General features: G+C 37.5%; 23 protein-coding genes and 1 pseudogene. 4 read left to right on the top strand and 20 right to left on the bottom strand.

The genetic code is table 11. The features are described 5' to 3' along the window. Positions 1-448: 448 nt before the first annotated feature. A pseudogene (locus tag EGM68_RS26100) lies at positions 449-565 on the bottom strand (hypothetical protein); the annotation flags it as partial. A 626-nt stretch (positions 566-1,191) separates the two neighbouring features. On the opposite strand from EGM68_RS26100, the gene lgt reads away from it, so the two are divergent. Next, the gene (gene lgt, locus EGM68_RS12915; RefSeq protein ID WP_129549347.1) at positions 1,192-2,088 is read left to right on the top strand and encodes a prolipoprotein diacylglyceryl transferase; all 897 of its coding nucleotides are present in this window, start codon (positions 1,192-1,194) and stop codon (positions 2,086-2,088) included. A 502-nt stretch (positions 2,089-2,590) separates the two neighbouring features. On the opposite strand, the gene EGM68_RS12910 is transcribed toward lgt, so the two are convergent. The 5 genes from EGM68_RS12910 to EGM68_RS12890 all read right to left on the bottom strand — a co-directional run bounded on the left by EGM68_RS12910 (position 2,591) and on the right by EGM68_RS12890 (position 8,281). Next, on the bottom strand, positions 2,591-3,349 hold the full coding sequence (locus EGM68_RS12910) for an NUDIX domain-containing protein (RefSeq protein ID WP_129549346.1): 759 nt from the start codon (positions 3,347-3,349) through the stop codon (positions 2,591-2,593). Between the two features lie 841 nt (positions 3,350-4,190). Beyond that, on the bottom strand, positions 4,191-4,769 hold the full coding sequence (locus EGM68_RS12905) for an HD domain-containing protein (protein ID WP_206099026.1): 579 nt from the start codon (positions 4,767-4,769) through the stop codon (positions 4,191-4,193). Positions 4,770-4,809: 40 nt separating this feature from the next. Continuing rightward, positions 4,810-5,652 carry a Sir2 family NAD-dependent protein deacetylase gene (locus EGM68_RS12900; RefSeq protein ID WP_129549345.1) on the bottom strand — a complete coding sequence of 281 codons (843 nt, stop codon included), beginning with the start codon at positions 5,650-5,652 and terminating at the stop codon, positions 4,810-4,812. Between the two features lie 50 nt (positions 5,653-5,702). Further along, positions 5,703-6,461, bottom strand: a complete 759-nt coding sequence (locus EGM68_RS12895) for an SIR2 family NAD-dependent protein deacylase (protein WP_129549344.1) — start codon at positions 6,459-6,461, stop codon at positions 5,703-5,705. A 1,040-nt stretch (positions 6,462-7,501) separates the two neighbouring features. Next, the gene (locus EGM68_RS12890; protein ID WP_129549343.1) at positions 7,502-8,281 is read right to left on the bottom strand and encodes an MBL fold metallo-hydrolase; all 780 of its coding nucleotides are present in this window, start codon (positions 8,279-8,281) and stop codon (positions 7,502-7,504) included. Positions 8,282-8,410: 129 nt separating this feature from the next. Here EGM68_RS12890 and EGM68_RS12885 point away from each other — a divergent pair, with 129 nt between their 5' ends. Next, positions 8,411-8,827: an Lrp/AsnC family transcriptional regulator gene (locus tag EGM68_RS12885; protein ID WP_129549342.1), complete on the top strand. Its 417-nt coding sequence runs from the start codon at positions 8,411-8,413 to the stop codon at positions 8,825-8,827. Positions 8,828-9,694: 867 nt separating this feature from the next. Here EGM68_RS12885 and EGM68_RS12880 read toward each other — a convergent pair. The 4 genes from EGM68_RS12880 to EGM68_RS12865 form a co-directional block, all read right to left on the bottom strand. Continuing rightward, positions 9,695-9,913, bottom strand: coding sequence for a DUF896 domain-containing protein (locus EGM68_RS12880; protein WP_129549341.1), 219 nt, complete (start codon positions 9,911-9,913; stop codon positions 9,695-9,697). Between the two features lie 29 nt (positions 9,914-9,942). Further along, on the bottom strand, positions 9,943-10,485 hold the full coding sequence (locus EGM68_RS12875; protein ID WP_129549340.1) for a cysteine hydrolase family protein: 543 nt from the start codon (positions 10,483-10,485) through the stop codon (positions 9,943-9,945). A gap of 271 nt (positions 10,486-10,756) precedes the next feature. Continuing rightward, a complete protein-coding gene (locus EGM68_RS12870) occupies positions 10,757-12,202 on the bottom strand; it encodes a nicotinate phosphoribosyltransferase (RefSeq protein ID WP_129549339.1) in 1,446 nt (481 codons plus the stop codon). Positions 12,203-12,422: 220 nt separating this feature from the next. Continuing rightward, positions 12,423-13,274 carry an SIR2 family NAD-dependent protein deacylase gene (locus tag EGM68_RS12865; protein ID WP_129549338.1) on the bottom strand — a complete coding sequence of 284 codons (852 nt, stop codon included), beginning with the start codon at positions 13,272-13,274 and terminating at the stop codon, positions 12,423-12,425. Between the two features lie 174 nt (positions 13,275-13,448). Between EGM68_RS12865 and EGM68_RS12860 the strand changes: the two genes are divergently transcribed. Then, a complete protein-coding gene (locus EGM68_RS12860; protein WP_129549337.1) occupies positions 13,449-13,784 on the top strand; it encodes a winged helix-turn-helix transcriptional regulator in 336 nt (111 codons plus the stop codon). Positions 13,785-14,119: 335 nt separating this feature from the next. Continuing rightward, on the top strand, positions 14,120-15,085 hold the full coding sequence (locus EGM68_RS12855) for a LacI family DNA-binding transcriptional regulator (RefSeq protein WP_129549336.1): 966 nt from the start codon (positions 14,120-14,122) through the stop codon (positions 15,083-15,085). Positions 15,086-15,473: 388 nt separating this feature from the next. Here EGM68_RS12855 and EGM68_RS12850 read toward each other — a convergent pair whose 3' ends face one another. The 10 genes from EGM68_RS12850 to EGM68_RS12805 form a co-directional block, all read right to left on the bottom strand. Then, complete coding sequence (locus EGM68_RS12850) at positions 15,474-16,127, bottom strand: ArsR/SmtB family transcription factor (protein WP_129549335.1); 654 nt, start codon at positions 16,125-16,127, stop codon at positions 15,474-15,476. Between the two features lie 621 nt (positions 16,128-16,748). Beyond that, complete coding sequence (locus EGM68_RS12845) at positions 16,749-17,240, bottom strand: OsmC family protein (protein WP_165264036.1); 492 nt, start codon at positions 17,238-17,240, stop codon at positions 16,749-16,751. A 14-nt stretch (positions 17,241-17,254) separates the two neighbouring features. Continuing rightward, positions 17,255-17,575, bottom strand: a complete 321-nt coding sequence (gene trxA, locus EGM68_RS12840; RefSeq protein ID WP_129549333.1) for a thioredoxin — start codon at positions 17,573-17,575, stop codon at positions 17,255-17,257. Positions 17,576-17,985: 410 nt separating this feature from the next. After that, positions 17,986-18,834: a PRD domain-containing protein gene (locus EGM68_RS12835; RefSeq protein ID WP_129549332.1), complete on the bottom strand. Its 849-nt coding sequence runs from the start codon at positions 18,832-18,834 to the stop codon at positions 17,986-17,988. A gap of 186 nt (positions 18,835-19,020) precedes the next feature. Beyond that, complete coding sequence (locus tag EGM68_RS12830) at positions 19,021-20,427, bottom strand: glycoside hydrolase family 1 protein (protein WP_129549331.1); 1,407 nt, start codon at positions 20,425-20,427, stop codon at positions 19,021-19,023. Between the two features lie 18 nt (positions 20,428-20,445). Beyond that, complete coding sequence (locus tag EGM68_RS12825; protein ID WP_129549330.1) at positions 20,446-22,338, bottom strand: beta-glucoside-specific PTS transporter subunit IIABC; 1,893 nt, start codon at positions 22,336-22,338, stop codon at positions 20,446-20,448. 546 nt (positions 22,339-22,884) lie between these two features. Continuing rightward, complete coding sequence (locus EGM68_RS12820; RefSeq protein WP_240664171.1) at positions 22,885-23,025, bottom strand: winged helix-turn-helix transcriptional regulator; 141 nt, start codon at positions 23,023-23,025, stop codon at positions 22,885-22,887. A gap of 124 nt (positions 23,026-23,149) precedes the next feature. Next, a complete protein-coding gene (locus EGM68_RS12815; RefSeq protein ID WP_129549329.1) occupies positions 23,150-23,791 on the bottom strand; it encodes a thioredoxin domain-containing protein in 642 nt (213 codons plus the stop codon). 271 nt (positions 23,792-24,062) lie between these two features. Then, positions 24,063-24,332, bottom strand: a complete 270-nt coding sequence (locus EGM68_RS12810; RefSeq protein ID WP_129549328.1) for a metal-sensitive transcriptional regulator — start codon at positions 24,330-24,332, stop codon at positions 24,063-24,065. A gap of 139 nt (positions 24,333-24,471) precedes the next feature. After that, complete coding sequence (locus EGM68_RS12805) at positions 24,472-24,912, bottom strand: Lrp/AsnC family transcriptional regulator (protein ID WP_129549327.1); 441 nt, start codon at positions 24,910-24,912, stop codon at positions 24,472-24,474. Positions 24,913-25,001: the final 89 nt, after the last annotated feature.

The following is a 25,001-nucleotide window of genomic DNA, read 5'->3' as shown; positions in this document are numbered from 1 at the left end:
TGTATTATATAGAGATCTGTTTTAATACAAGTACAGTTGCGCCTACTGCCACGGTATATTCTGAAAGATGTCTCTGGAGAATACCGTTGATATTCGGATGCATAGTAAATATTTTATTTGTCCAGTAGCTACGGCCATATTGAAATAGCTATCATCAACTTAATCATTGCTCCGCCTATAACAACTCGGGGTGCAAGATATTTACCAGATTACCAAGTCCGATTCCTAGATAGGTCGCAGATTGTAAAAACAGTTCCTTTATGTACGGGTCCCCACGATGGAATGCTTTTACGTTATAGACAACAGGTTAAAATAAATACATTGCTCACGAGTTCTCAAACTCAAAAGCAGGTGGTTTTCTGTCTATCACGCTTTGGCTCAATGGATCTAAAGTTATAAAAAATATCTAAAACAGAAAAAGTATCTGTTTTAGATGTTCTTAAACGACTCATAACTCATACTTAGAGAGATGACTTATAGCTGGTCTCCATTTGTTTTTGTACCAATTAAAAGAATCTTTTTTATAACGTTCTATGGAGCCGCTTCCTTCATTATCGCGATCCACATTTGAGTTGGATCTATCTGGTTAAGAGTAGGCTTTCTTCCCTCGATAGATTTGCTCGTCATGATTTTACGGTCCATCCTTCCCCTGTCAATTCCTCCAACAACCGAGTCAGGCTACTACTTTTCAAACTAGACTAAGCCAACAGCTCCACTTTTGATGCGTCATTCTTTTGGGCAATCTGTTCCTCAACAGCCTTTTTAATCGGTGAAAACATAGGGCGCTTTTCTATTATCGCTCCGTTTTAAGTAAGCATTATCTCTTATTTACAGTCATGACTACCCTAGTGACCTGAGTCTCATTTATTCCAATATAAAATTAAGTTCGAATATCATATTAATATAGATCAAATTATCGTCCATTCTACTGCTGCTATTTACTTGTCTTATGTTCCTTTACCAACAAAAATAAATATATATTTAAAGTTAATTTTATTTTGGTGTAAAGATGGTATAATGTACATAAAATCAGTCAATATGAGGTGGAATTTTTGTGAAACTCATTCAAATTGACATGAATACAAAATATCAAAAGCCTCAGACGGTTCAATTCCTCCTACATTAGGAATCTCAAAGCGTTATTGTATGGTGGATTTTTATGAAGGCTGGAAGGAGAGGGAGTGAGAATTTTTGATTAATCCTATAGCTATTTCACTAGGGCCTTTTCAAATTCATTGGTACGGCATCATTATTGGAGTAGGTACTCTTCTTGGATTAATGCTTGTCATTCGTGAAGGTAAAAGATTTGGTATTTCAAGTAACTTCTTCATGGATCTGCTTTTGATTGGGCTTCCATCAGCTTTAGTTGGTGCACGAATCTACTATGTTGCTTTTGAGTGGGAGAGTTATAAAAACAACCTAGCTGAGATTATTATGATTTGGCACGGAGGCATTGCCATATACGGTGCTTTAATCGGTGCAGTCCTTGCCGGAGTGATTTATACAAGGCGGAAGGCATACAATTTTTGGCTAATTGCTGATATCTGCGCACCCGGGTTAATCACAGGGCAAATGATCGGGCGTTGGGGAAACTTCGTTAATCAAGAAGCACATGGTGGTCCTGTGACAGAAAGTTTCTTGGAAAATATCCTGCATCTTCCCCATTTCATTATTACACAAATGTACATTGACGGACAATATTATCATCCTACATTTTTATATGAATCGTTCTGGAGTTTAATTGGATTATTTCTGTTGATTATTCTTCGTCGAAGACCATTTTTAAGATCGGGAGAATTGTTCATGAGCTACTTGATCTGGTACTCACTTGGTCGTTTCTATGTAGAAGGTGTGCGTACAGATAGCTTATCTTTTGCAGGCCCGCAGTGGCTTGCCACATTACTAAAAACCATGTGGAGTCCAATTGAATTTTTAGGTTGGGGAGCTATGCAGACGGGTGAAAACATCCGTACATCTCAGCTTTTAGCTATCCTCCTCATCATTGTGGCCATTACTTTTATTATAGTTAGGAGGATTCAAAGTCATATAGTTCGTTATTCTGCCAATGTGGACATAGGAAAAGCGTGAAGTAATCAAGAGCTACCATTCAGAAACTCTAATAAATTCAGTCAATATACTCCTGTCGAACTTCTACAGGAGTTTTTCTATATGATAATGTTTTCCAAAACTTTCGGTACATACCAACCCAATATCCTCCCTCAACTAATGTAGTTTCTGAAAATCTCTCATTGTTACTAGATTCCTCTTCAGGTATGATAAATCTAAAGATAGTCCAAAGCCTAATTTTAAGGCATAAATCAAGTTAGTAATTGTCGCTCATATCTGCCGATGGCCACGGAATTTCAACTTCATTCTTGTCGGATTACGATTAGGTCGAGATTGGTAAAATCCTATCAATTAAGCCTTCAAGTCATACGAAAAGCCACTAAATCACAGTATGATCTAGTGGTCAGAGAATTCAAAATTGGTTAATCGATTGGATTGAAGCTAATCGACCTATGCAAAATGCCATAAGGTATGCCAAATTTCCGTTCGGCCGCTACAAAATATTGATATGACAAAATATTTCCTACGCTTTGGTGTAATAGATGGAATGGTTGATTTCCACGTCTACAAATCGATACAACTGTGTAGGGCGTTTAGGCGTTTTCTCTCCTTCAACCTCTTGGATAAAAGGTAACGATTTTGCAAAAGCAACGCCCAAGGAAATTGCAGAGTCGTCTGTCACCGTCAATAAAACCGCTTGAAGCTCCTCATAAGTAAACTCTGCTGGTAGAAATTCTTTGGCGACAGTCGTTTCGAGCAATTTCTTGCGAATGACCTCAATGGCATCCTCAATAATTTGAGCGTGGTCAAATGCAAGATCCAAGTTCAAAACTTCTTTGATAGAGAACAGCTGAACATCACTTGCGTCATCGTTTGCTTGCCGATTCGTAAGGTTGTGTTCTGATACAATGGCGAAGTGCGCATTGGAGATGATCCAACTTCTCGGATCCCTCCCCGGTTTGTCGTAAACTCCAAAATGTTCCAGATGGATGTTCTCTACACCGGTTTCTTCCATCAGTTCTCGCTTCGCACAGTCAAATGCTGTTTCGTTCGGATTTACAAATCCACCAGGTAGCGCCCATTTACCTGCTTCGATATTAGGACGGCCTTCGCTATCGGTCATGCTACGTTGAATCAGCATGATTTTTAGATCCATTTCAGGCTGCTTGAATTCTTCATTTATAATTGGCAAAATCGTAAAGACAGCAATATCAGAGGTGTAGCCGTCCGGGGTTCTATATTTTCTTACATCGTATTGCTTCAAAGCTTCTTCATTTGACATCGTGATCCTCCATTTATCAAACATCGATAGGATATTTTGCATGTGGCTTACTCGTAACAAAACACACTGACTATACAAAGGATGATTCACTATCCTTTGGCCAATATCATAAAATATAACTTTATAGATTCTGCTTTTTTGTATAGTCGTTGATATTGCGGTATAGCTTTTTATCCTGGTGTCGTGACTTTTTCAGGACTTGCAGAAATCTATGTGGTATTGATCTGCTGCCTGTTGTCATCTTCAATCTCCAGAGACTGGTTTATACATAGCGTCTAAGACTGGTTGAATGCGGTAACCGAATGCCTACAAAAGTTGTTGCCGAGTTCTTTGGTGCTTGGATTGCCGTAGGAACACCCTGATTTTTAGAATGTTATAAGCAAACACTAAAAGCGACGTATTCATCTCGATACACTTGAATAAAGTTGCGATCATGTCTTCCTTAAACAGGAAGAGCATATCGTTTTCCTGCTCGAACATTGCTTTTAATAATCCAAATCGCTTTCAGAAAAATGAATCGTGTGAGATAGTCTATGGTTCGTTATAATCCTGTGTAAAACGCATAACCGTTTCCAAATAACAATTGTCAAAATATATTTCGAATACCGTATTCTTGGTATGAATGTTATCCTCCCAATAGGCTTCTGTCATATTGATGAATTGCAATTCCATGGTGGACAAAGCTATCATCAATATACTTGTTTAGAACACTTCCTTCTTAAACCGATATTTTGTTTCTGTATCTCCATCAATTCGTCCTCATAAAGCTATGATTTTAATTGTTCAAAACTTACTAGTTTGGTTACAATTCGTATCACAGAAGCTGTTATCTTTTATATATTCACAAGTCAGTTTCACGACTTTTCTGCAAGAGATATTTTGCAAAGTCAACAAGTCTTTGTGCTTCTTCTGTCCGAAGCATACTAACATCCAAAGCATCTGCTGCCAGACGAAAACGATCTAGCGCGTCGGCATCTTTGAAGATCTGATACAGCAGCACGCCCCTTTCATTGGTAGCAGGCGCCGCTGCAATCTCTGACAAGCCAAGCGAATCATTCTGGTCATGGTAATAGATGATGTAGTAAGAATGAGCATTAAAGGACAAATCGTGTTCACGGCAATAATCTTCGTAATACTCTGCAGCTCGCTTTCCATGCCCCTTATCAATCCCATCATCGAGGCGACGAGAATCATGGAAAATAGCCGCCATCCCTAGTGCATCCATTTCCTTATCACTCAATCCTTTTTGATGTCCGATGAGGAGTGAAAGCAAAAGGACGCGAGCGCAATGTTCTTTTGTATGCATTTTACTTTCAGGGAGCCAGAACTCTATGTTTTGCTCCATAAATATATACCATAGCTTATACTTATTTTTAATTGGTTGACTGGCATAATCATTTAGAACATTTGCTGGGAACATCTTCCGCTCACTCCTCTAGTTTCTCATTTACTAAATTAGCTTATTTCATCTGCACCAATTGCTGTAACACTTCCGCAATATCGCCGTCGAAACCAATGGATTTAGCAGCAATTGCATCTGGAATATAAAGCTCGCCTTTATTAAGAGTAATGTAGCTAGCATACTCTTCAAGATGAGTTAGCTGCATAAATGGGGCTTTAATCATCTGGTTTCTGTAACCTACTCCCAATTCCAAAAGGACTAATTTTTTGCCATGAGCTTGATGGATAAAATTATGATAAGCCTGAAAGCGGGTTTGCCAGAATCCGTCCTTCAGGAAATTTCCATCGAGTTCGATATGGACTTGCATGGTACCACCACATTCGGGACACTTAGGAATAAGATTTGAAGGGACTTTTCCATTCTCTTGGTTATGGGCCATTTTACTCAATATTTCGTCGCCTGGATAAATTTGATTGTTGCAACCATGAGAACAATGCAGATTGCGACAATTGCCTTCTATTTCGAAGAGGCGTTCCTTTGGAAAACCAGCCATTGTGAAATGATCGTCTATATTAGAGGTAACTACAAAATAGTTCTTATCTTTCACCAATTCATGAAGGTTTTTCATAACCGTGCTGGCTTCTTTGTTGTATAAAAAATGTTCATACATACTGCTGAAAAATGCCCACTTCTCTGCCTCAGAAGGATATGGATAGAAACATCCTTTTATAATACTGCGAAAACCGTATCTTTCACGAAAGTCACCAAAATGTTCCAAGAAAGACGAATCCTCCGCAAAGATATGATAACCCTCTGAAATGGAGAGACCGTTACTTGCACCTATTATAATATTGTCGGCCTCTTTAATTTTTTTAAAAACCTCACTCAACTTCTCTTCCATAATGATCCTCCATTTTTTCAAGGAATTTTGATAAAATCATTCATGCCTTCTCACATATGTGAAGTCAGATCATGTAGTACTTGGGCAATATCCGCGTCCATCGTTATTGATTTATTTTTTAGCATTGGAGTTGGAGCCTCTCCCTGATTAATACGAACCAAGAAGGCATTTTGCCAGTTATACGTCATCTGGGAAAATGGATATTTAATTATATTAGGTGTCATTCTCCCCACCCCCAGTTCGATGAATACAACCTTCTTATGAGAATTCTCATTCAAAAATGTTTGATATCTTTTTATCCCATCTTTCCATAAACCTCCCTCCAAAAAAACATAGGAACGGATCCAGGGCTCCATTTCACCTCCACACACGGGGCATTTTGGGATGAGTTCGGTGGGAATCCTTGTATCTACAATATTGTCAGCCATATTTCGAAGCATCTCTTCAGCGTAATAAACCTCGTCATGGCAAGGATTTCCACATTGGAACCAGTGCGCATCTCCTTGAGGCAGACAGATTTTTTCGTCCGGAAAAAGCTTGGAAAACTGCATATCCTGGTTTGTGCTAATAATAAAATAATTCTTGTCTTTTATCAGCTTGTACAAATCCAGATAAGTCTGTCCTGGTGGGGTGTCAAACATAAGTGTTCCGTGCTTGCTTAAATAAGCCCATCGTTCTTCACTGGTGGGATATTTATAATAAAGAGATTCGAAATTGCCGCGAACCCCATAATTTTTTTCAAATTCACTGAAATTATCTATAAAATACTTGCTGTGCCCATAAAAATCATGACCATTGGCTGTGGACATGCCTGATGCACCTCCAACCACAATCGCCTCAGCTTCGCGGATTTTTTGCAGTATGGTGGATATATTCTCCTGATACTGTTGTGATAACATACTTTACTATCCTCCTGATGAGATCTCTTTTATATTTGAATCCAGCGGTATCCTATATTTTCTCTCATACTTGGTCCTTGTTTACGTGGACTCATATGTAGTATAAAGTCGGTATATATTTGCAAACAAGTATGCACTTTTTTGACGCATACTATCTAGGAGGATAGTGTAATTATGAAAAAATACAAAGGAACCGTTGCGAACAGCCAAGATACTTTTTTTCGGCTCACATTTTCTATTATAATAGTTAAAATAACCTATAGAACTTTTATCTTTACATTAAAGGAAATGACAATGATGGTATGATTTATCGTAAGGAAATATCCACAAATTCCTCCAAAGTGCGAATATATCCCTACTGGAAAAGGACAAACTCTTTGGTCTACTATTTAAGTAATATATCAATATTGCGGACATAATAAAGATAAATAAAATAGAGAAAATGCATATATTTGATTTGGTGGTTTGATCCTCAAGGATTTAGCTAGGACAAGCATCGCAAAGTTAATGGGGAGAAACAAATTGTTAAGGCGTCTATCGCTGAAAGTGATAGACGCCTAGGGTAACTCCTACCGCAATGATTTAATGTGTCGGATAAACCATCATGAAGGTTCTGCTTGCTATATAGAGACGATGTCTGTAAGTATCTAGCTTCTTTCAATCTGAGCTAGAAGGCAATGCCTATGTTTTGAAGGAAAATGATCTCTATTTTACAGATGATTTAAACCAAAAGTACAATTTTATTGTAACCGCTTAGTCTCCTTCAGCGATCATTGCTTAAATTGGCATTTTGAAACAGGAAACGCATTTAAATTTTTTCTGATTTCATAATACCTTCTACTCCATTACAAGGTGTAGCAACTTGCGGATAAATGGAAAATTCCAGATGACAAAAATTTCTCTTTAATTCTTAATTATTCCAGTATATCCATAATTAATTTTATTTGTTTTTACAATGTGTAAGATTCTCCGTCATCGGGGACGAGAACAGAGGACGAAATCCTTTTCTCGATAAGATAGCTTTTCAATTCGTTTCTGGACAGAGCCCAGTGATTCACAGCTTCCATATGAACCGAAATAATTTTAGCTTTGGGGGCAGCTATATATACCTCGTAAATATCTTCTTTGCCCATGATGATAGAGCCACCCTCTAAGAATTGATTGCCGCCGCCATTTACTACGATGACTTCTGGTTTGTGTATATCAATTACTTCTCGGACTGCGTCATACCATACGGTATCTCCAGCTACATACAGTTTTTTTTCCGTCGAATGATTGAATACAACGCCGCACACATGCCCCGTAATTTTTAAGATTTCTCCCCGTCCATGCTCGCCTTTTGTTTTTATTAATTGGATGCCTGCAAAGATGGTATCTTCTTGCAGCACTTCTACATTTGAAAAACCTGCATATTGAACTTCTTGTGCATCTTCTTCGTTCTGGACAAACATTTTGGTCTCTTTAGGTAACACTTTTTGAGCAGCCTCGTCAAAATGATCCAAGTGCAGATGAGTAAGGATGACAGCATCTATGTCTTGAATTATCTCATCAAGTGATATGGGCAAGTTGACTAAAGGATTATATTGGTCTTGTCTTAATGCGATAGGGAAGCCGTCACCTGCTCCAAACGGTGGGTATGCACCCTTTTCTGCTAACATTGGGTCAATTAAAAATTTTTTACCTGCGTACTGAACAATAATCGTAGCATTACGAATTTGTTGAATATGCATTTGAACATCTCCTTTTTTCCATTTGCGTTTCCTTACATTATTTAGTTTATAATATGGATAGTGTTGTTATAAATGGATTAAATCAATTGTTTTCCCCATTTTACTTGAAACTTGAAAGGAGTTCATTTTATGCTGGATCAAACAGACATGCGAATATTAGAGGAGTTATCTAAAAACAGCCGGATTACGATGAAAGAACTGGGCGATCGGGTTCATTTAACAGGACAAGCAGTCGCATCAAGGGTTGAGAAATTAGGAGACAACGGGGTCATTGAGGGCTATACCATCAAAGTGAATGAAGTGAAAATAGGTTGCCAAATCTATGCCTTTCTGAATATCTATATGAACGACATTCACCATGAACCATACCTCTCATTTATCCAAACTCAAGAGGAATATGTGATCAATAACTACAAAATCAGTGGTGATGGCTGCTATCTCCTGGAATGCCGATTCCCAACAAATGAAGTGTTAGATCAATTTCTATTAAAGTTAAACAAGCATGCAAATTACAAATTATCTATTGTGGTTAGTGCGATGCACTAGGTCCTTACAACCTAGTGTGCTTAAACGGTAAAAGTCTTTTATTTTACAAAAAATTAATAACATTTTTATCTTTAGTGAGCAATACAAGATACTGCGTAAGGGCAATAGCGTTATGGGATATAAGCTAAACTGCATCAGCCGAAGCACAACGTAATTGATTGAACGAATGAGGCATTTCTTGAGAGAGGTTGCACATTGGCCGAAAGTGAAAATTAGCTCTTGCATGGCTTAACCTTTCCTCCAAAAGAGGAAGAGAAGTCAGCTATTATGGTAATGGTAATAATTGTTGGATTTCACGCATTTTAAAAACGGCGGCAATCGGAGCAGATCTCTGACGCAGTCTATCAGCAAGAATCTGTTCCTCAACGTCTGTCATTGTGCCTTTAATTCTCCAGTTGCTGTACTCCGACGAATTGCGTACATCGAGTATGAATAGAACTTCGTTCTTAAGAAGCTTTATGTCAGTTGTTTCAAAATCATCAGCTTCATTGTTTTCAGTAACTATTTAGTTCCCGCCTCCTAGTCGCGTCTGTTTTATGATGTTTGTTTTGTGTTTATGATCATCTTCATAACCACGTTAAACATAAAAAAGACATAGATTATATTACAATGTTTCTATTCTGAAAGGTTCCTCAAGCTAAGATGTCACTGGCGGCAAGCCTTATGGTTACACTGTATCTCTGAAAGACAAAAACGCATTCTCTTTTCTTACGATCTCTTTAAAGCAAAAAAGCAGCCCTCTTTAAGAAGCTGCCAGAACATAATTTCACCTTATAATCTTGAGGAATTTTTATAAATACGTTTAATTTGTTCATTTAAATAAAGATATAATAGAAGTTTCAGTATTATCAAACCATGTTTTTCTATCTAATCTCTTATTTTTAAATTGCGGACTTTTTCGGGTGTTACATCATTTCCAAGTAAATCTAACACCTTCATACCCGAGAAAGTATGGAGAACTTGTCCGCGTATTACACGTAAATAATCTTCTCGAAGGACTTGCTGTTCGACTTTTTCAGCATTTGTTAAACCTTCTTCACGCTGCTTTTTTGCTAACTCATTAATTCGTTGTAAAAAGTCAATCATGTACTTCACCAACCTAATTAGTTTTGTATTTACTCAATGATTTCAGTATGGAAACAAAGTTTCATATGGTTCACCATTGTTTCTCCAAGGTCGGTAAATGTTGCTACACCTCGCTTATGAATAGCTGTTTTGAAACCTTCTGCGTCTGCTCCTGCAACTGTGAAAAAATCACAAATATCCGTGCATACTCCAACAGTATGAACCTTCTCTACTCCTAATTCCCTTAAAGTTTCAGCTAAATCCGTTTTAAAGAATGCATTATAGTTCGTTTTGGGCACATAAATTAAATTCTCATTATCTTTGTTATTTTGAAACCATTCATATAATTCTCCATACAATTGTTGCCCTTCTGTACCTACAATGTTATGTGGTGCCCATAATTCAAAATGTGGATCATTGGGTTGATGTTCATCCATTGTTACTACAACTATATTACTCTCTGCTAAAAATCTTGTCGCCAATCCCTCAATATAAGGTACTACTTCTTGTGCTGGCTTACCAGCAGTTAATGTCCCATTGTCAGCTATAAAATCATTACTCATATCAACAATTAATAAAGCTTCTTTTCCCATTACAATTCGCTCCTGTAATTCATAAATTAAATTTTGAACCATCATCATGATCGTCTCTAGCCATGTGATATGATAAATTTGTTTCGGGGAAAAAAACACTGTATCTAATTTTTTTGGTGAGCAACAGTGGAAGCAGTCCATAAATGAATAATCGTGATGGGGTTAGACGAAGAACTATATACATGCTAATCTTCAAACCGTTCAACTCTATTACGTTGAAATGGGCCCCTTTGCACAAACGACCATTCGAAAGGCTAAAGCATATCTAGCATTAATTGCTTTTTTTTGCTATCTCTATGTTTTTCATTTTGTTGTCCCAACAAGCTCGGCTTAAGACCACAGGATATTCCGCTGGATTTAAAGAACGTCTGTATTCTTCCCATAAAAGGCTTAGTTGTTGTTGTGCATAGGATTGAATGTCTTGGATTGAAGAACATTCATACACAAGTGCGCCATGGTCGAAAATATCTTCATGTAGATCTTTGGCTGTAAAATTGGCGACAAATTTCCCGATGTACGTATGCACAGGATGGAACATGTAAAGTTTAGTTTCCTTTTCTGCTTGTTCGTGGGCTAGGATGATATAATCACCTTCTGATTTTTTCGTATAATTGTTGATTATGCGATAAACTTTTTTTAATCCTGGTGTCGTAACTTTTTCAGGATTCGCAGAAATTTTGATAGTATCGACCATTTGCCCGTTGTCATCTTCAATGGAGACTAGTTTGTATACAGCACCTAAGGCCGGTTGATCGAAGGCTGTTATGGCTTTGGTACCAACTCCCCATGCATCGATTTTCGCTCCTTGTGCGTTTAAGCTCATAATGGTATATTCATCGAGATCATTCGAAGCATAAATTTTGGTATCAAGAAATCCTGCTTGATCTAATAATTTTCTTGCTTCCTTAGATAGATAAGCCAAATCCCCGCTATCCAACCGAATGCCTACAAAATTGATGTTGTTGCCCAGTTCTTTGGCGACTTTGATTGCTGTAGGAACACCTGATTTTAGAGTGTCGTAGGTATCCACTAAGAAGATGCAATTTTTATGACATTTTGCGTACTTATGAAAAGCGATATACTCATCTCGATACACTTGAACAAAGGAGTGAGCATGTGTTCCTGAAACAGGAAGACCAAATCGTTTTCCTGCTCTAACATTGCTTGTACCAGAGAACCCACCAATATAAGCAGCTCTTGTTCCCCATAATGCAGCATCGAATTCATGTGCCCGTCTTGTGCCAAACTCCAAGACGGGTTGGTCACCCGTAACTTGTTTGATTCGAGAAGCTTTGGTTGCGATAAGTGTTTGGTAGTTCACGATATTTAACAAGGCCGTCTCGATGAGTTGTGCTTCAATTAGCATTGCTTCGACCCGAACAATTGGTTCGTTTCCAAATATAATTTCCCCTTCCCTCATGGCACGAACAGACCCTGTGAAACGTATAGTTCTCAAAAAATCAACATAATCTTCTTGATAGCCAAACTCTTTTAAATAATCCAAATCGCTTTCAGAAAAATGAAACGTTCGAAGATAGTCTATGATTCGTTCTAATCCAGCAAAGATCGCATAACCGTTTCCAAATGGTAATTTTCGAAAATACAATTCGAAAACAGCTCTTTTAGTATGAGTGTTGTCTTTCCAATAAGCTTCTGCCATATTGATTTGGTACAAGTCTGTGTGTAAAGCAAAAGTATCATCTATATACTTGTTCATAACATTTTTTCTCCTAAACTAAAAAAATACGCTCGAACCTGCTCGCAAGAGTAAAAGCCGCTTTAAACTAAATTTCTATTTCACGCGACACTTCTACAAAATGTATTTTGCAAATTCAACAAGTCTCTGTGTCTATTCTGTTTGAAGCGTTTCACCCAGCAAAGATATGAATACCTTCCGAATAGGATGATCTCTGATTTGTTTAATAAATAATATATTTCTACATATGCAACACCAGGTTTCGCAGTACCGGCGCTATATCTTCATGAATGGCGAGTCCCTTATCCTTCAGTTCCTTCGGCAGCAATGCGTCCTTTGGATTAATGGTAATATAGTACGCGTCCGGCCAGTTGTAAGTCATATTCCAGAAGGGTTCTTTGATGAACATCGGAGTCATTTGACCGACGCCCAACTCCAAAAAGAGAACCTTTTTCGTCTGATTCTTCACAAGAAATTCATGGTATTTATTGATCTCACTTCTATACTTGCTTCCTTCCAGAAATACACGGGAGCGTACCCATAGTTCCATAGTGCCGCCGCACACTGGGCATTGGGGAACCATGTCGGACGGAATTCTTGTCCCTTCTATATGGGCACACAGTTCCTTTGCCTCTTGGACATAAGGATAAATACCGTCATGACAGCGACGGGAGCACTGCAGATATGTCCAGTTGCCCTGAATGGCGCTGACTTTTTCTTCCGGGAACACCTGCAAAAATTGGGTATCTTGATTTGTCGTAAGAATAAAATAGTTTTTACCACGTAAAATTTTATCTAAATCCTTATAAGGCTGGCCGAGGGGAACATCTGCTACAAAGTTGATCAACGTGGCAAGATATGCCCACTGTTCTTCCTCAGTACGGAATGGGTGGTAAAATCCACCGAAAATACTGTCGATTCCATATTTTTCAGCAAATTCGTTAAAATACTTTCGAAACATTGCATCATCACGATACCAGTTATATCCAGAAGCCGCAGACATACCAGCTGCACCGCCAACTATAATCGCCTCAGCCTCTTGAATTTTTTGTAGTATGGTAGAAATATATTCTTGATTTTGTTCTGATAACATACTTTACTAGCCTCCCAATGATATCTCTTTAATAGTCGAATCCAGAGGTATCCTATATTTCCTCTCATCTTTAATCCTTGTTTACTTGGATTCAAATGTAGTATAAAGTGGATATAGATTCGCAAACAAGTATGCACTTTTTTGACGCATACTATCTAGGAGGATAGTGTAATTATGAAAGAATACAAAGGAACCGTTGCGGACAGCCAAGATACTTTTTTTGGCTACACACTTTCTATTATAAATGGTAAATGGAAGCTGTTAATTATTTATAATTTATCAAAGCATGGTGCAGTGCGTTATAATGAACTCCAGCGTCTAATAGGTAAAATAACCTATAGAACTCTCAGCTCTACATTAAAGGAAATGGAGAATGATGGTGTGATTCATCGTAAGGAATATCCACAAATTCCTCCAAGGGTCGAATACAGCCTTACTGAAAAAGGGCAAACTCTTTGGCCTATTATTCAAGTAATGTGCCAATGGGGCGAGCATAATAAAGATAGATAAAATAGAGAAAATGCATATATTTGTATTGAGGACTTGATCCTCAGGGATTTAGTTGGGGATCAATATTACAAAGTTAAAGGGGGGAATCGTATCCAGAGGGAATGGGTTCCCTCTTCTTTTCTGTCAACGACAAGGTCTAAGAATTTAAGATATCATTAAATATAAAATGGAACTTTTATCTCACGACGTAATGGTGATCTGCTGTATATTTCACAGTCGATTCCTGTTGCCCCTATCAACCTTTTTCTGTATCTCTCACAATTTCAAGATTATCTTTTCCAGTTTCATTCTGTAAGAACCCGAAAATGCTATACTTAATCATGAGGTGAATCACCATGGCAAATATTCAAGAGATCGCACGTCTTGCGGGCGTTTCTACGGCAACGGTCTCACGAGTAATTAACCAGCATCCCTATGTAAGTGATTTAACGAGAGAAAGGGTCTTGAAAATAATTGGACAGTTGGACTATGTCCCAAATTACAATGCAACATCTTTAAAAAAGGGAGCAACCCAGAGTATTGGCATCATAGCTGTTGATTACAACTCGCTTTTGATGTCACTTGTCCGCTCCTTCCATACCATTGCTCAACAATTCGGATTTAACACAATGCTCTTCATGACTAACGGAGAGTGCAGTAAAGAACTTGTAGCTCTTGAAATGTTGCGTAGCAGGCAGTTGGACGCTCTTTTTTGCCTGGTCAGGACAAATGAGTGGAATATTATAGAGTCCTACACAAAATACGGCCCCATTGTAACTTGGCAGCGTCTCACAAGCGACAGCATACCATCTGTCTTTATGGACCAATATCAAGGCTACATGCTCAGTCTCGAATATTTGTATTCAAAAGGCTATCGTAAAATTTTAAACGTATTCTCGTCCAAAGGTCTAAATACCTTGGAACGAATCAGAGCCTACAGGGATTTTATCCAAATGCATGGGCTGAATGATAGCGGATTCCCGCAATTTCACAATAAAATGTCAATATATGATGGAGAAGAAATAGCGAAATGGTGGATAAAACAGACGGACAAACCAGAGGCGATTGCCTGCTCAACCGATGAGGTGGCAGCAGGTATCTTAATGGAACTTAAACATGCCGGATTTTCGGTTCCAGATGACGTGGGGATTATGGGATTCGATAACACAGATATTGCCCATCTACTGGATCTGACGACCATTCATTACCCCGTAGATAAACAAGCGGAGAATGCCTTTGCTATTATTAAAAGTATGCTGGATCAATCTGTACCTAAACTATATTCTCTAGCATTTAATCTGATTGAGCGAAGATCAACATAGATTTTGATCCAAAGAAAAAGAGAAACAAGGTGTGTAGCTGCCTTGTTTCTCTTTTTACGCTTTCCAAGTAAAAAAATGTTGAAGCATTTCTGATTCTTAATTTCAATTATATCACTCACTTCCTATCCTCATACATAACTCAATAATATCAATTAACGCTAAAAGTGCGTCAATTCGTTCCTTAGTTCGATTTAAGAATATTAAAGTGATCTTCGCTCAAGTATTCTTTTTTGATCAATGAAAAAACGCAAGGCTGTACGTAATACACAGAGTATCGTAGAGGGAAGCTCCTTACCTTTTCGCATTAATGCGAAATTGAGCTCAAATATTGCTCTCATACAAAGCCACTCGAGTCATATTTAATTATAATTACATTGATTTTATTCACCTAAAATGCTTCATATTCTTGAATGTTTTCCTCAATTCGATAGGCTTTGAATCCTTTTTTTTGCATGAATTCTACTGCCTCGAATGTGAGAGAACAGAACATCCCTCGGCAAAAGGCAGCAATTTCAGTATCGTGAGAAATTGTCTGTAAATATTCATCTAATCGTTCGAATGGAACTGAAACAGCATCTGGTATATGTTTTGTTTCATATTCATCTGCTGGACGAAAATCTATAACAATCAGTTTGCCTTGCTTCATTTTTTCTTGAAGCTCCTGCTTACCAATACTCTGAACACTTTTATATTGCGACTTAAGTTCTTCTTTGATTTGCTGTACATCCGAAAGTCTGTTCTCACAAACACTATTCATAGCAATCAAAAATCGTATTACTGATGGATCGCTTATACTATAAATCACATAGTTCCCTTTTTTATTGAATTTAACTAATTTAGCGTCTAATAGTATCTGTAAATGTCGCGATACATTCGCTATGTTCATACCGGTTCGTAATGCTATTTCTTCTACATTTTTAGGTCCATTCGACAGTAGATCCATTATTTCTAGCCTTTTATCACTTGACAGACACTTCCCTATGCGAGCAAATTGATGATACACACGTTCTTTAACGTTCAATTCTAGATTAAAATGTATCATTATCTAAAGTACCTCACTTTATTTATCATCTACACTTTAGTTTATTGTATCATATCCATGATAACTTTATTTTAAAACTAAACAAATTCCCCTTATAGTAACCTCGTAACTTTCTTGTTCCTTAACCGTTTCCGAGCCTGCTTATGGCCCAGCCATTGCAGTTCTGACTTGGTAGTGAACTCTTAAGGATTCTTATTTTCTTTGTTGAAATACAACGTTTGTCCGGCTGAATAGATCATATATCTCGGCTTCGCTGTTTCGTCCAATTCTCAAGTCCTTCCGTTATTTTCATACCAGCCTTTCTCCTTTTTTCATGGTAATTACTATACTTTACTTTATAATGTTTTTTTAATTTTCCGGACGGGCTTAATTTTCTTTACGTCCATAGGCTGCATCTGCAATATTATTTGGGGATTTTCCCTAGCATACGCTGTTCTCCATGGTGTATTGATTGTACAAAAGAAGTTCTCTATTGGAATGGACCTTCTCTAAAAACAAAGGATGTCCCCAACAGCCATTTTATGGCCTTTGGGGACATCCCTTCATTAAACCAAATTGATTAATCAAAAGCAGACGATCTTCAAAAAATCTCTTTCGGGGATATATTTAAAAGATAAACTTTTACCAGTCCAAGCCATGTTTATCAACATAATCACTTACTTCATCCACATCTGAAAGTAGGGACACTTTACCAGCAACACTAATTTGAGCACCTGCCTGTTTCACAAAGTTGCCAATATGGCACTTTTTCTCTGCCTCGTCTACTAAGTTTTGTGCCGTCTTGATTTGGTCTTCATTTGCTTCTTCCATTAAAATAAGATGAGGATAATGCGTTATTACGATCCCCTTCTCTTTAGTTTCACTTGCTTCCGTATTCATATACAGTCCAGAGACGGGCAACTTGTTTTGATGAAGCATGAATGTAAGGGTCATGACATAGCAGGCTATTGTCGAAGAAACCAGCATACGAAATGGTTCCGTTCCATCTCCGCTCCCTCCTTTTAGTTCTGGAATAGCAATGCTAGTCTTCAATGACTCGCCGCTTTGGATTTTCCCATTTCCTTTTACTCCTTGATACCAAACTGTATTAAATTCCACTTGATTATCAGCCATTGTAAACATCTCCTTTAATTTTTTAAAATATTAGTTATCTTTTCTTCAAGCGTATGTTTCTGGTTAATGCCCACCATTGAATCTACCAATTTACCATTTTTAAATAACAATAGCGTTGGAATACTTCGGACAGAATACTGTGAAGCCAACTCAGGTTGCTCATCTACATTGACTTTTGCAATGAGTGCTCCTCCATTTAACTCATCAGCAAGGTTATCAACTATTGGAAGTTGAACCTGGCAAGGTCCACACCAGGGAGCCCAAAAATCAACTAGCGCTACTCCTGATTGTATACTGTTTTGAAATGTTTCTTTGGTTAATGATATTGCTCCCATAACTTCACCCTTTTCTATTATTCTGTTCAATTGATTGATTGAATTGTATAATAAAAAAAATCTCTTGTCAAGTCACGTTTAGCAAATATTTCATTTTAGCAGTCACAAACTTCTTATGGGAAAAAACCAAAAATTTAAATAAGCCTTTAGGATACATTAATTATTTTTATAACATTGTCATATATGAATCTTAAGATATCCATCAATTGTCAAAAGAAAAATGGTGATTTCTCTCATTCTCCAGTTCTTCGAGCTTGTAAATTGGTTTTTTATATGTCCATGATGCTGTAAGCTCTTTACTGTTTTGTTCATTGACTCAGTCTCACAGTGCAAGTGAAATAATTAGCAGCATTGCATAAACAAAAGAAGGTGCCAGAATCAGACACCTTCAAATCTTGTTACAGCAATAATCATCCAAGCTGATTATAGTTGATTAGTCTGTGCATATGCACTGCGAGATAGGCCACTTCTTCATTTGGAATCGTTTTTTTGTTAATTTGTTCAAGATATTCTTTAATTCTAAAAGCACCATACATTGCTTCCGGATACAAGTTGGCAATTTGTTCGAATAAAATATTTTCTTTATCATCGAGCATCTTGTCTGAATAGAACCGTTCTACAAAAAATTTAACATGGGTTATGAATCGAGTGTGATGAATATTTTCGCCATCCATCTCAATATTGAAAGTATATTTGACTAGGTTGACAATGCTACCAATCATCTTAGCGTACTTCATACCGTTATTGGAATCTTTCTGTTCCCCTTGGGCATTAACTAAATGAAATGCTATATTTGCCGCTTCTTCAATAGGTAAATCAAGATGGAGCTTTTCATTCATTAGCTTTAAAGCGAATACTCCGATTTTAAATTCTTCGGAATAATAATTTTTAATCTCCCAATATACTCGGTTGGTGATGTTTATGTTTTTTTTAAATCTTTCTACAGCGAAATTCAAATGATCCATTAGTGTAAAATATACACCTGAATTGAGTTTAGTATTGAGCTTCTCTTCAGCATAATTTATAATTTGCTGAGCCAGTTCCACATATATAGGAGAAATAGTACTCAACAAACCAAGAAGCTCTTTGACTTTGACATTCTCAATAGGTATAAATATTTGATCAGCTTGATGCTCTTCAATAATAGCCCCCGTTTTTTGTCCGTAACCAATCCCTTTGCCTATAAGGATGAATTCCGTCTCTTGATCATCTTGAGCCAATACAACACTGGAATTCAATACCTTTTTAATTTTTATCATTAACATCACCTTCCACTAAAACCTGTACCAAGACTATAACATACACCGCAGAAATTCTTGGGAACTTGAGTAATTGAACCAAAATGTCTGCAATAAACACACAAGAAGTAATCCAACACTTTTAACCAAACCGTAAGGGGAAAGACACTAAAGCACTATGAGCTTTAGTGTCTACATTATTATTAGTTAATCCAAATTCTCACCGTTTGATTCAATAACAGCTTTGTACCAATAGAAAGAGTCTTTTCTTATTCTTTTAAATGTACCTTCCCCGTTATCATCTACATCTACATAAATTAAACCATATCTTTTTTTCATTTCACCCGTACTTGCAGAAATAATGTCGATCGGTGACCACATAGTATAACCCATAACAGGGATTCCATCAAAATCGATAGCCTTTCTCATTTCTTTAATATGTTCCCTTAGATATTCAATGCGATATGAATCATGAATACCTCCGTCAGCTTCTACAATATCAGCTGCTCCTAACCCGTTCTCAACCACCATCAAGGGTATCTGATAGCGGTCATATAGAAGATTTAATGAGTAACGAAGACCCATTGAGTTAATGGACCAACCCCAAGCCGTTGTATGAAGATAAGGATTAGAGTAGCCCGTTTTTACTCCATTCAGTCCCACGAATTTATTTGGTGTATTTTTGCCAACTACATGAGTAAAATAATAACTATAAGATAGAAAATCAACTTTCCCTTTCATCAAATCTTCCTGATCACCGTTTAGAATAGGTAGAACGATTCCTTTGCGCTCAAATTCCTTTATTTTATAGGCTGGATAATAGCCTCTGCATTGCACATCACAGTAAAACAACATAGACTGCATAAAATCAGCATTTGCTTGCACATCTTCAGGATCACAGCTATTGGGATATGAAAAATGTCCTGCATACATCATTCCAACTTTGTTCTCGGGATCAATCTCATGTGCCAGTTGCACAGCTTTAGCACTGGCTAAAAACTGGTGATAGGCCGCTGTCATCCTGACTTGCTCATCATCCGTTTCAATCCCGCCAGCCATCCAAGGTTTTGTGGACATTACATTGATTTCATTAAAAGTAATCCAATATTTTACCTTCCCCTTGTATCGATTAAAGATTGTGTTGCAATACCGCAAATAAAAATCAACTACTTGTCGACTCTCCCATGAACCGTATGCTATCAATCCCAGGGGTGTCTCAAAATGAGATATCGTCACCAAGGGTTCAATTCCATAAGATCTGCACGTATCAAATACTTCATCATAATACTGTAATCCTGCTTCATTAGGTGTGTCTTCGTCACCGTTTGGGAAAATCCGTGTCCAGTTGATCGACAATCGATAACATTTAAACCCCATTTCCGCATATAAAGCAATATCTTCTTTAAAATGACTGTAATGATCAATAGCCACATGGCTTGGATAGTATACACTCTCACTTATGCCCGCAGTTATTGTCCGAGGAACATTAATATTGCCTGCTGTCATGACATCAGCTGTACTTAAACCTTTACCATCTACCAAATATGAACCTTCGCATTGGTTAGCTGCGGTAGCTCCTCCCCACAAAAAATGCTCCGGAAATCCTGTATTCATTTCGTTTCCCTCCATAAATCAGTTTTTTGCCGCCGTTACAAACATCAATGTGCCTTGATGATCATTGATTGTTGAATCTACAACTTTGACTAAGGATTTATCTTGATTCGTTACCACTGTCACTGTTACAGGATCATAACCTGCCTCAATAATTTTCTGGAGATCAAACTTGACGAGCAAATCACCAGTCTTTACTTCATCCCCAATCTTTACTTGAGATTCAAAATGCTGGCCTCGCAGTTTAACTGTATCGATGCCAATATGAAATAGCATTTCAACTCCATTTGTTGTCTCCATGGCTATAGCATGCTGTGTGCGAAACACCATTTTAATTTTGCCATCAGCTGGTGCGTACAATTCTCCTGATGAAGGGATGACAGCTATCCCCTCACCCATGGATTTCGTAGAAAAAACTTCATCCTTTACCTCAGCAAGTGGAATGACGGTTCCATGGACGGGTTGTTTAATACTGACTTCAGCACTTGTGTTTTTATCAACATTTCCCGTCTCTGCTGTGCCGTTCGTTGTTATACTTTCCCCGGAAGTTGCCTTATCTTCTCTCCACAGGAACATCGTGATTACAAATGAGGAGACATAAGAAATAACAAGTCCTACAATAGCGTAAATAAAATTCTTTGCATTAGTCGGATCTATGAACATAGAAAAGCTTGCAAGACTTGGACTAACCCACGTATTACTTGATACCCCTAGTAATCCAAGACTCAGCCCTCCAATAAGACATGAGATAATAACGCTAATAAGAATGCGCTTTCTCTGTAGTGTAACCCCGTATAAAGCAGGTTCTGAAATGCCAAACAATGCTGAAATACCAGAAGAAATTGCCACGGATTTAAGACGTGAATCTCTTGTTCGAATCGCTACAGCAAAACACGCAGCGCTTTGAGACATATTATGTGCAAGAAATGCAGGTAACAGCAATGTCTCTCTTCCTGTAGCAGCAAGTGCAGATATTCCATATGGGGTCAGAGCTTTGTGCATACCAGTTGCAATCATGAATGGAAGAAGTGCAGCCAGAATGCCTACTGCGATCCAACCAACTGTATGGAAAATAAACAATATTCCAGCCGTTAATAACTTTCCTAACATAAAACCAAGCGGCCCTAACAACAGCAAAGTTACAGGAACCGTGAACAGCATGGACATCATAGGAACAAAAAATACACGAATTGGTTTCGGTGATAATTTAAAGAAAAATCTTTCCATAAGAGCATAAAACATAACGCCTAGCATGGACGGAAATACCTGTGAAGCATAGTTAACACTTGTTACAGGTAAAGTCATAAAGCTTGCTCCATCCCCTATAAGGGCTATCATATCTGGGAATAAAAGTACACTCATAGCTGCGGCAGCAACCAGATAATTAACCTTCAACTTGGATGCCGTTGTAATGGCAACTAGGACAGGTAGAAAGTAAAACACAGAGCCGCTAATATAGGTCAAGATAAGATATGTTGGTTCAGTCTTATCAATCAAATTCAGTACTGAAAGTAAGAGTAAAATAGACTTTAGAATTCCTGCACCAGCCATTGCTGGCACTAGGGGTTGAAATACACTTACGAAAAAATCTAAAACTACAGCTCCAATCTTCTTCTTCTGTTTGGGGGTTCCATTTGAATTTGATTTTGTATCGTCTTGATCTGAATCTCCAAAATCCCCAATTTTAACCAATTCATCATATACTTCCATCACACTATTGCCTATAACGACTTGGAATTGGGCAGTCGATACTACATCTAGGACACCGTTAACTTTTTTAATTTCTTCGACATTAGCTTTGCGATTATCAGCAAGGGTGAAGCGTAATCTAGTAGCGCAATGCCCAAGATGAACTACATTATTCTTGCCCCCAACAAAATGTAGGATGTCCTTTGCTGTTTTGTTGTAATCCATTAAAATTTCCCCTTTAGATCATTTCTGATGCGCTTACATTTCGGCCGAAAAAATAAGCTAACAAAAAAGGCAGAACCCTATAAACGATACTGTACCTCTCTTGAGATACTATCGTTTTAAGGATCCTGCCTGCTTTACCAGTGACATGTCCACTTATGTTTTGTTGTTATGATATTAATATATAGAAATTAAAAAGTCAATAATTATTTAAATTTTTATAATTAAGAAGGATTTTTCATCAATATAAGATGGTATCACCTATTGAACCTTCTACTACTGACATTGTAAAGCTACCAGAATAATGTAAAGTTCTATAGGACGAATACAACTTCGATGACATTTAGAAATCATGTCCTTGCCATTAGTATTGACAAGGTTCTGATCATTTACAAATTTAACCTTCATATCCTTAGTTAAAATAAGAACCCAATTATAGGATATTATCTGGATATACAGACATAAAATAGTCATTCTTTTCTGCAAATAATTCCCTAATGTTGCAACTCAATCAGCATGAGATTTAGACTTTTACCTGTCGGAGTTAGCCTACAATTCAACTTTGGGTGGTACCTCAGCAAAGACTACCCGGCTCATAAAATCATCTTCTTCATGTTCACGTAACTGGCGCGTCAGAGTTCGATGGGTGATAGTTAAAAGGGATTTTCTTAATTCATTGAATCTCCTCACCTTATGATTGATTAAGTGATACAAAATAAGGATTTTCCACTTTCCGCTGATTAGGTCACGGCTACTTCAACAAGGCTTTGCTACATATGGCTCAATCTTACAATCTAACTATTTCTAATTAATCCTAATCATTTGCTAAAAATTCAACCTTAAGATCTTGGATCCCAAATTCTTTGAGAGTTAAACTAAGGGAGTCTACTGCTCTATTCATGTCCAAAAGAGATTTCTCTTCGCTATTAATTTTTAAGACGACTCGGCCATTAGTTTCTTTAAAGTCCACATACTCTAGCTTACATGACGGAGGGAACGGATTGATGTAACCTTCTTTCTTAGATCTAAGCAGAAGCTGAATTGCCGTTATTCTAGGTGCACGAACTGAGGTTAAATTATCGTACTCCCAAAGGACAGGTTTTAAATTTTCTCCCTGCAGTAAAAATAAAGTGTAGGTTTCCTTGCTTGGCTGATTTTCCTCAAGTGGAAATGATGCAGAGGATGTTATATCGTTTAACTGGTTTATATATAAAAGAACAGCATCCGTTTCTTTAAATCCCACAATTCGTCCCAGCTCCTTCTCCTGTTCATCGAGAAATAGCGTGGTTGGATTTTTCTTTACTCGGTACAGGTTGGTAAGATCTGTTTCCACGTCGAGATAAACGGTTCTGAACGACAAATCCGATCTGTGACTCTTGATTTCATTTAGGATTGTTCCCATTGATCTTCCTACAGGACAAGCGCTTAAAGTAAAAAGCCAAGCGTGTTTAACCAATTTATTCCACTCCTTTTCTGTGATTTTCTCCGTGTATCGATCTTATCATCAAAGAAATGCACAAAAATCACTCCTATCGATTTTATTGTAGATGCATTGTTTGGCTAATGCCAAATATCTGGTTTTGTTCTATTCTTAGAATTAATCCCTTACTAATTTGTCTGTTCAGGAAGGGTTCCCCTTTTAAGGCGTTCTGAAATCTCTTGCAGTTTATTTTCGTTAGATGCCATTTTGAATGAATTCATCTCGCTGAATGAAAAATATTAGCTTCTTATCTGCTTTTTACAAGCAGTTCTGCAGCTTCTCTGACAGTTTTTCCGGTACTAGTGTTGCCGGCTTCCTGCTCAGTTAAGATACACTGCTGAAGGTTCTCCGCCACAATTTGTGCAAGGGCTCGGTCAGAAGCATTGCGGACAGCAGAGAGTTGCGCAACTACCTCCTTACAAGGCTTCCCTTCTTCCATTAATCGTAATACCCCGCGAATTTGTCCTTCAATTCTCCGTAAGCGTGTTTTTATTTCATCTGGGTAATCGTATCCCATTAATTTTTCATCTCCTTTCTAAGATATACCTATACAGGTAAAGTATAGAGCAAAAAAATAAACTTACACCTCTTAAATGAACAAGTTAACCCTTAGTTGCATCGCCAAGATAAGTAGCTACCCTTCGTAGTCTTCTTTATCATGTGGCAGTCATCGGATTCTGATGTTTAATTTCTTGTATGGATAGATGTACAGTATAATTCCCATACTCAAGAATTGTGTCCAGAAAAAGATTCAATTGTTCTTGAGAATTAACTTTAATTTTTAAATGGTAACAGCCTTCTCCTGATACTCGGTGAACTTCTACAACCTCATTTCGATTATTCATTAATCGTATAAACGATTCATGGTTTGCTGTTTTCATATAAATAATAACAAACGCTGTATAAGTAAGTCCTAATTTCATTTCATCAACAGTTAGAGAGTAAGCTTTAATTACACCTCTTTCTTCAAGTTTCTTTATACGATTCCCTACTGCTTGTCCTGTCAAATGAATTTGTTCACCTAAGTCTTTCCACTGTATACGTGAATTTTTGGATAGCAACCGAAGGATCTGAAAATCAATGTTATCAAGTTCCATAATAAAATCCTTTCACCATGAAATTTTTTGGGACAAAAGTGTTTCGTCAACTGATCGATAAAGCTCAATATAAGATTTATGATAATAGT

This window comes from Paenibacillus sp. M-152 (assembly GCF_003856555.1).
Taxonomy (GTDB): domain Bacteria; phylum Bacillota; class Bacilli; order Paenibacillales; family Paenibacillaceae; genus Paenibacillus; species Paenibacillus polymyxa_C.
The sequence above is the reverse complement of the archived record's forward strand: the minus strand, read 5'-3'. Positions and strand labels throughout refer to the sequence as shown.

Bases quoted from the DNA above. Each gene is read 5' to 3' on its own strand.
- EGM68_RS12905 (WP_206099026.1), bottom strand. From the start codon at position 4,769: ATGTTCCCAGCAAATGTTCTAAATGATTATGCCAGTCAACCAATTAAA.
- EGM68_RS12900 (WP_129549345.1), bottom strand. From the start codon at position 5,652: ATGGAAGAGAAGTTGAGTGAGGTTTTTAAAAAAATTAAAGAGGCCGAC.
- trxA (WP_129549333.1), bottom strand. From the start codon at position 17,575: ATGGGAGCAATATCATTAACCAAAGAAACATTTCAAAACAGTATACAA.
- EGM68_RS12850 (WP_129549335.1), bottom strand. From the start codon at position 16,127: ATGATACATTTTAATCTAGAATTGAACGTTAAAGAACGTGTGTATCAT.
- EGM68_RS12880 (WP_129549341.1), bottom strand. From the start codon at position 9,913: ATGATTGACTTTTTACAACGAATTAATGAGTTAGCAAAAAAGCAGCGT.
- EGM68_RS12825 (WP_129549330.1), bottom strand. From the start codon at position 22,338: ATGGATTACAACAAAACAGCAAAGGACATCCTACATTTTGTTGGGGGC.
- EGM68_RS12890 (WP_129549343.1), bottom strand. From the start codon at position 8,281: ATGCATATTCAACAAATTCGTAATGCTACGATTATTGTTCAGTACGCA.
- EGM68_RS12860 (WP_129549337.1), top strand. From the start codon at position 13,449: ATGAAAGAATACAAAGGAACCGTTGCGGACAGCCAAGATACTTTTTTT.
- EGM68_RS12845 (WP_165264036.1), bottom strand. From the start codon at position 17,240: ATGGCTGATAATCAAGTGGAATTTAATACAGTTTGGTATCAAGGAGTA.
- EGM68_RS12870 (WP_129549339.1), bottom strand. From the start codon at position 12,202: ATGAACAAGTATATAGATGATACTTTTGCTTTACACACAGACTTGTAC.
- EGM68_RS12885 (WP_129549342.1), top strand. From the start codon at position 8,411: ATGCTGGATCAAACAGACATGCGAATATTAGAGGAGTTATCTAAAAAC.
- EGM68_RS12835 (WP_129549332.1), bottom strand. From the start codon at position 18,834: ATGATAAAAATTAAAAAGGTATTGAATTCCAGTGTTGTATTGGCTCAA.
- EGM68_RS12895 (WP_129549344.1), bottom strand. From the start codon at position 6,461: ATGTCCACAGCCAATGGTCATGATTTTTATGGGCACAGCAAGTATTTT.
- EGM68_RS12865 (WP_129549338.1), bottom strand. From the start codon at position 13,274: ATGTTATCAGAACAAAATCAAGAATATATTTCTACCATACTACAAAAA.
- EGM68_RS12805 (WP_129549327.1), bottom strand. From the start codon at position 24,912: ATGGAACTTGATAACATTGATTTTCAGATCCTTCGGTTGCTATCCAAA.
- EGM68_RS12830 (WP_129549331.1), bottom strand. From the start codon at position 20,427: ATGAATACAGGATTTCCGGAGCATTTTTTGTGGGGAGGAGCTACCGCA.
- EGM68_RS12875 (WP_129549340.1), bottom strand. From the start codon at position 10,485: ATGGGAAAAGAAGCTTTATTAATTGTTGATATGAGTAATGATTTTATA.
- EGM68_RS12910 (WP_129549346.1), bottom strand. From the start codon at position 3,349: ATGTCAAATGAAGAAGCTTTGAAGCAATACGATGTAAGAAAATATAGA.
- EGM68_RS12855 (WP_129549336.1), top strand. From the start codon at position 14,120: ATGGCAAATATTCAAGAGATCGCACGTCTTGCGGGCGTTTCTACGGCA.
- EGM68_RS12810 (WP_129549328.1), bottom strand. From the start codon at position 24,332: ATGGGATACGATTACCCAGATGAAATAAAAACACGCTTACGGAGAATT.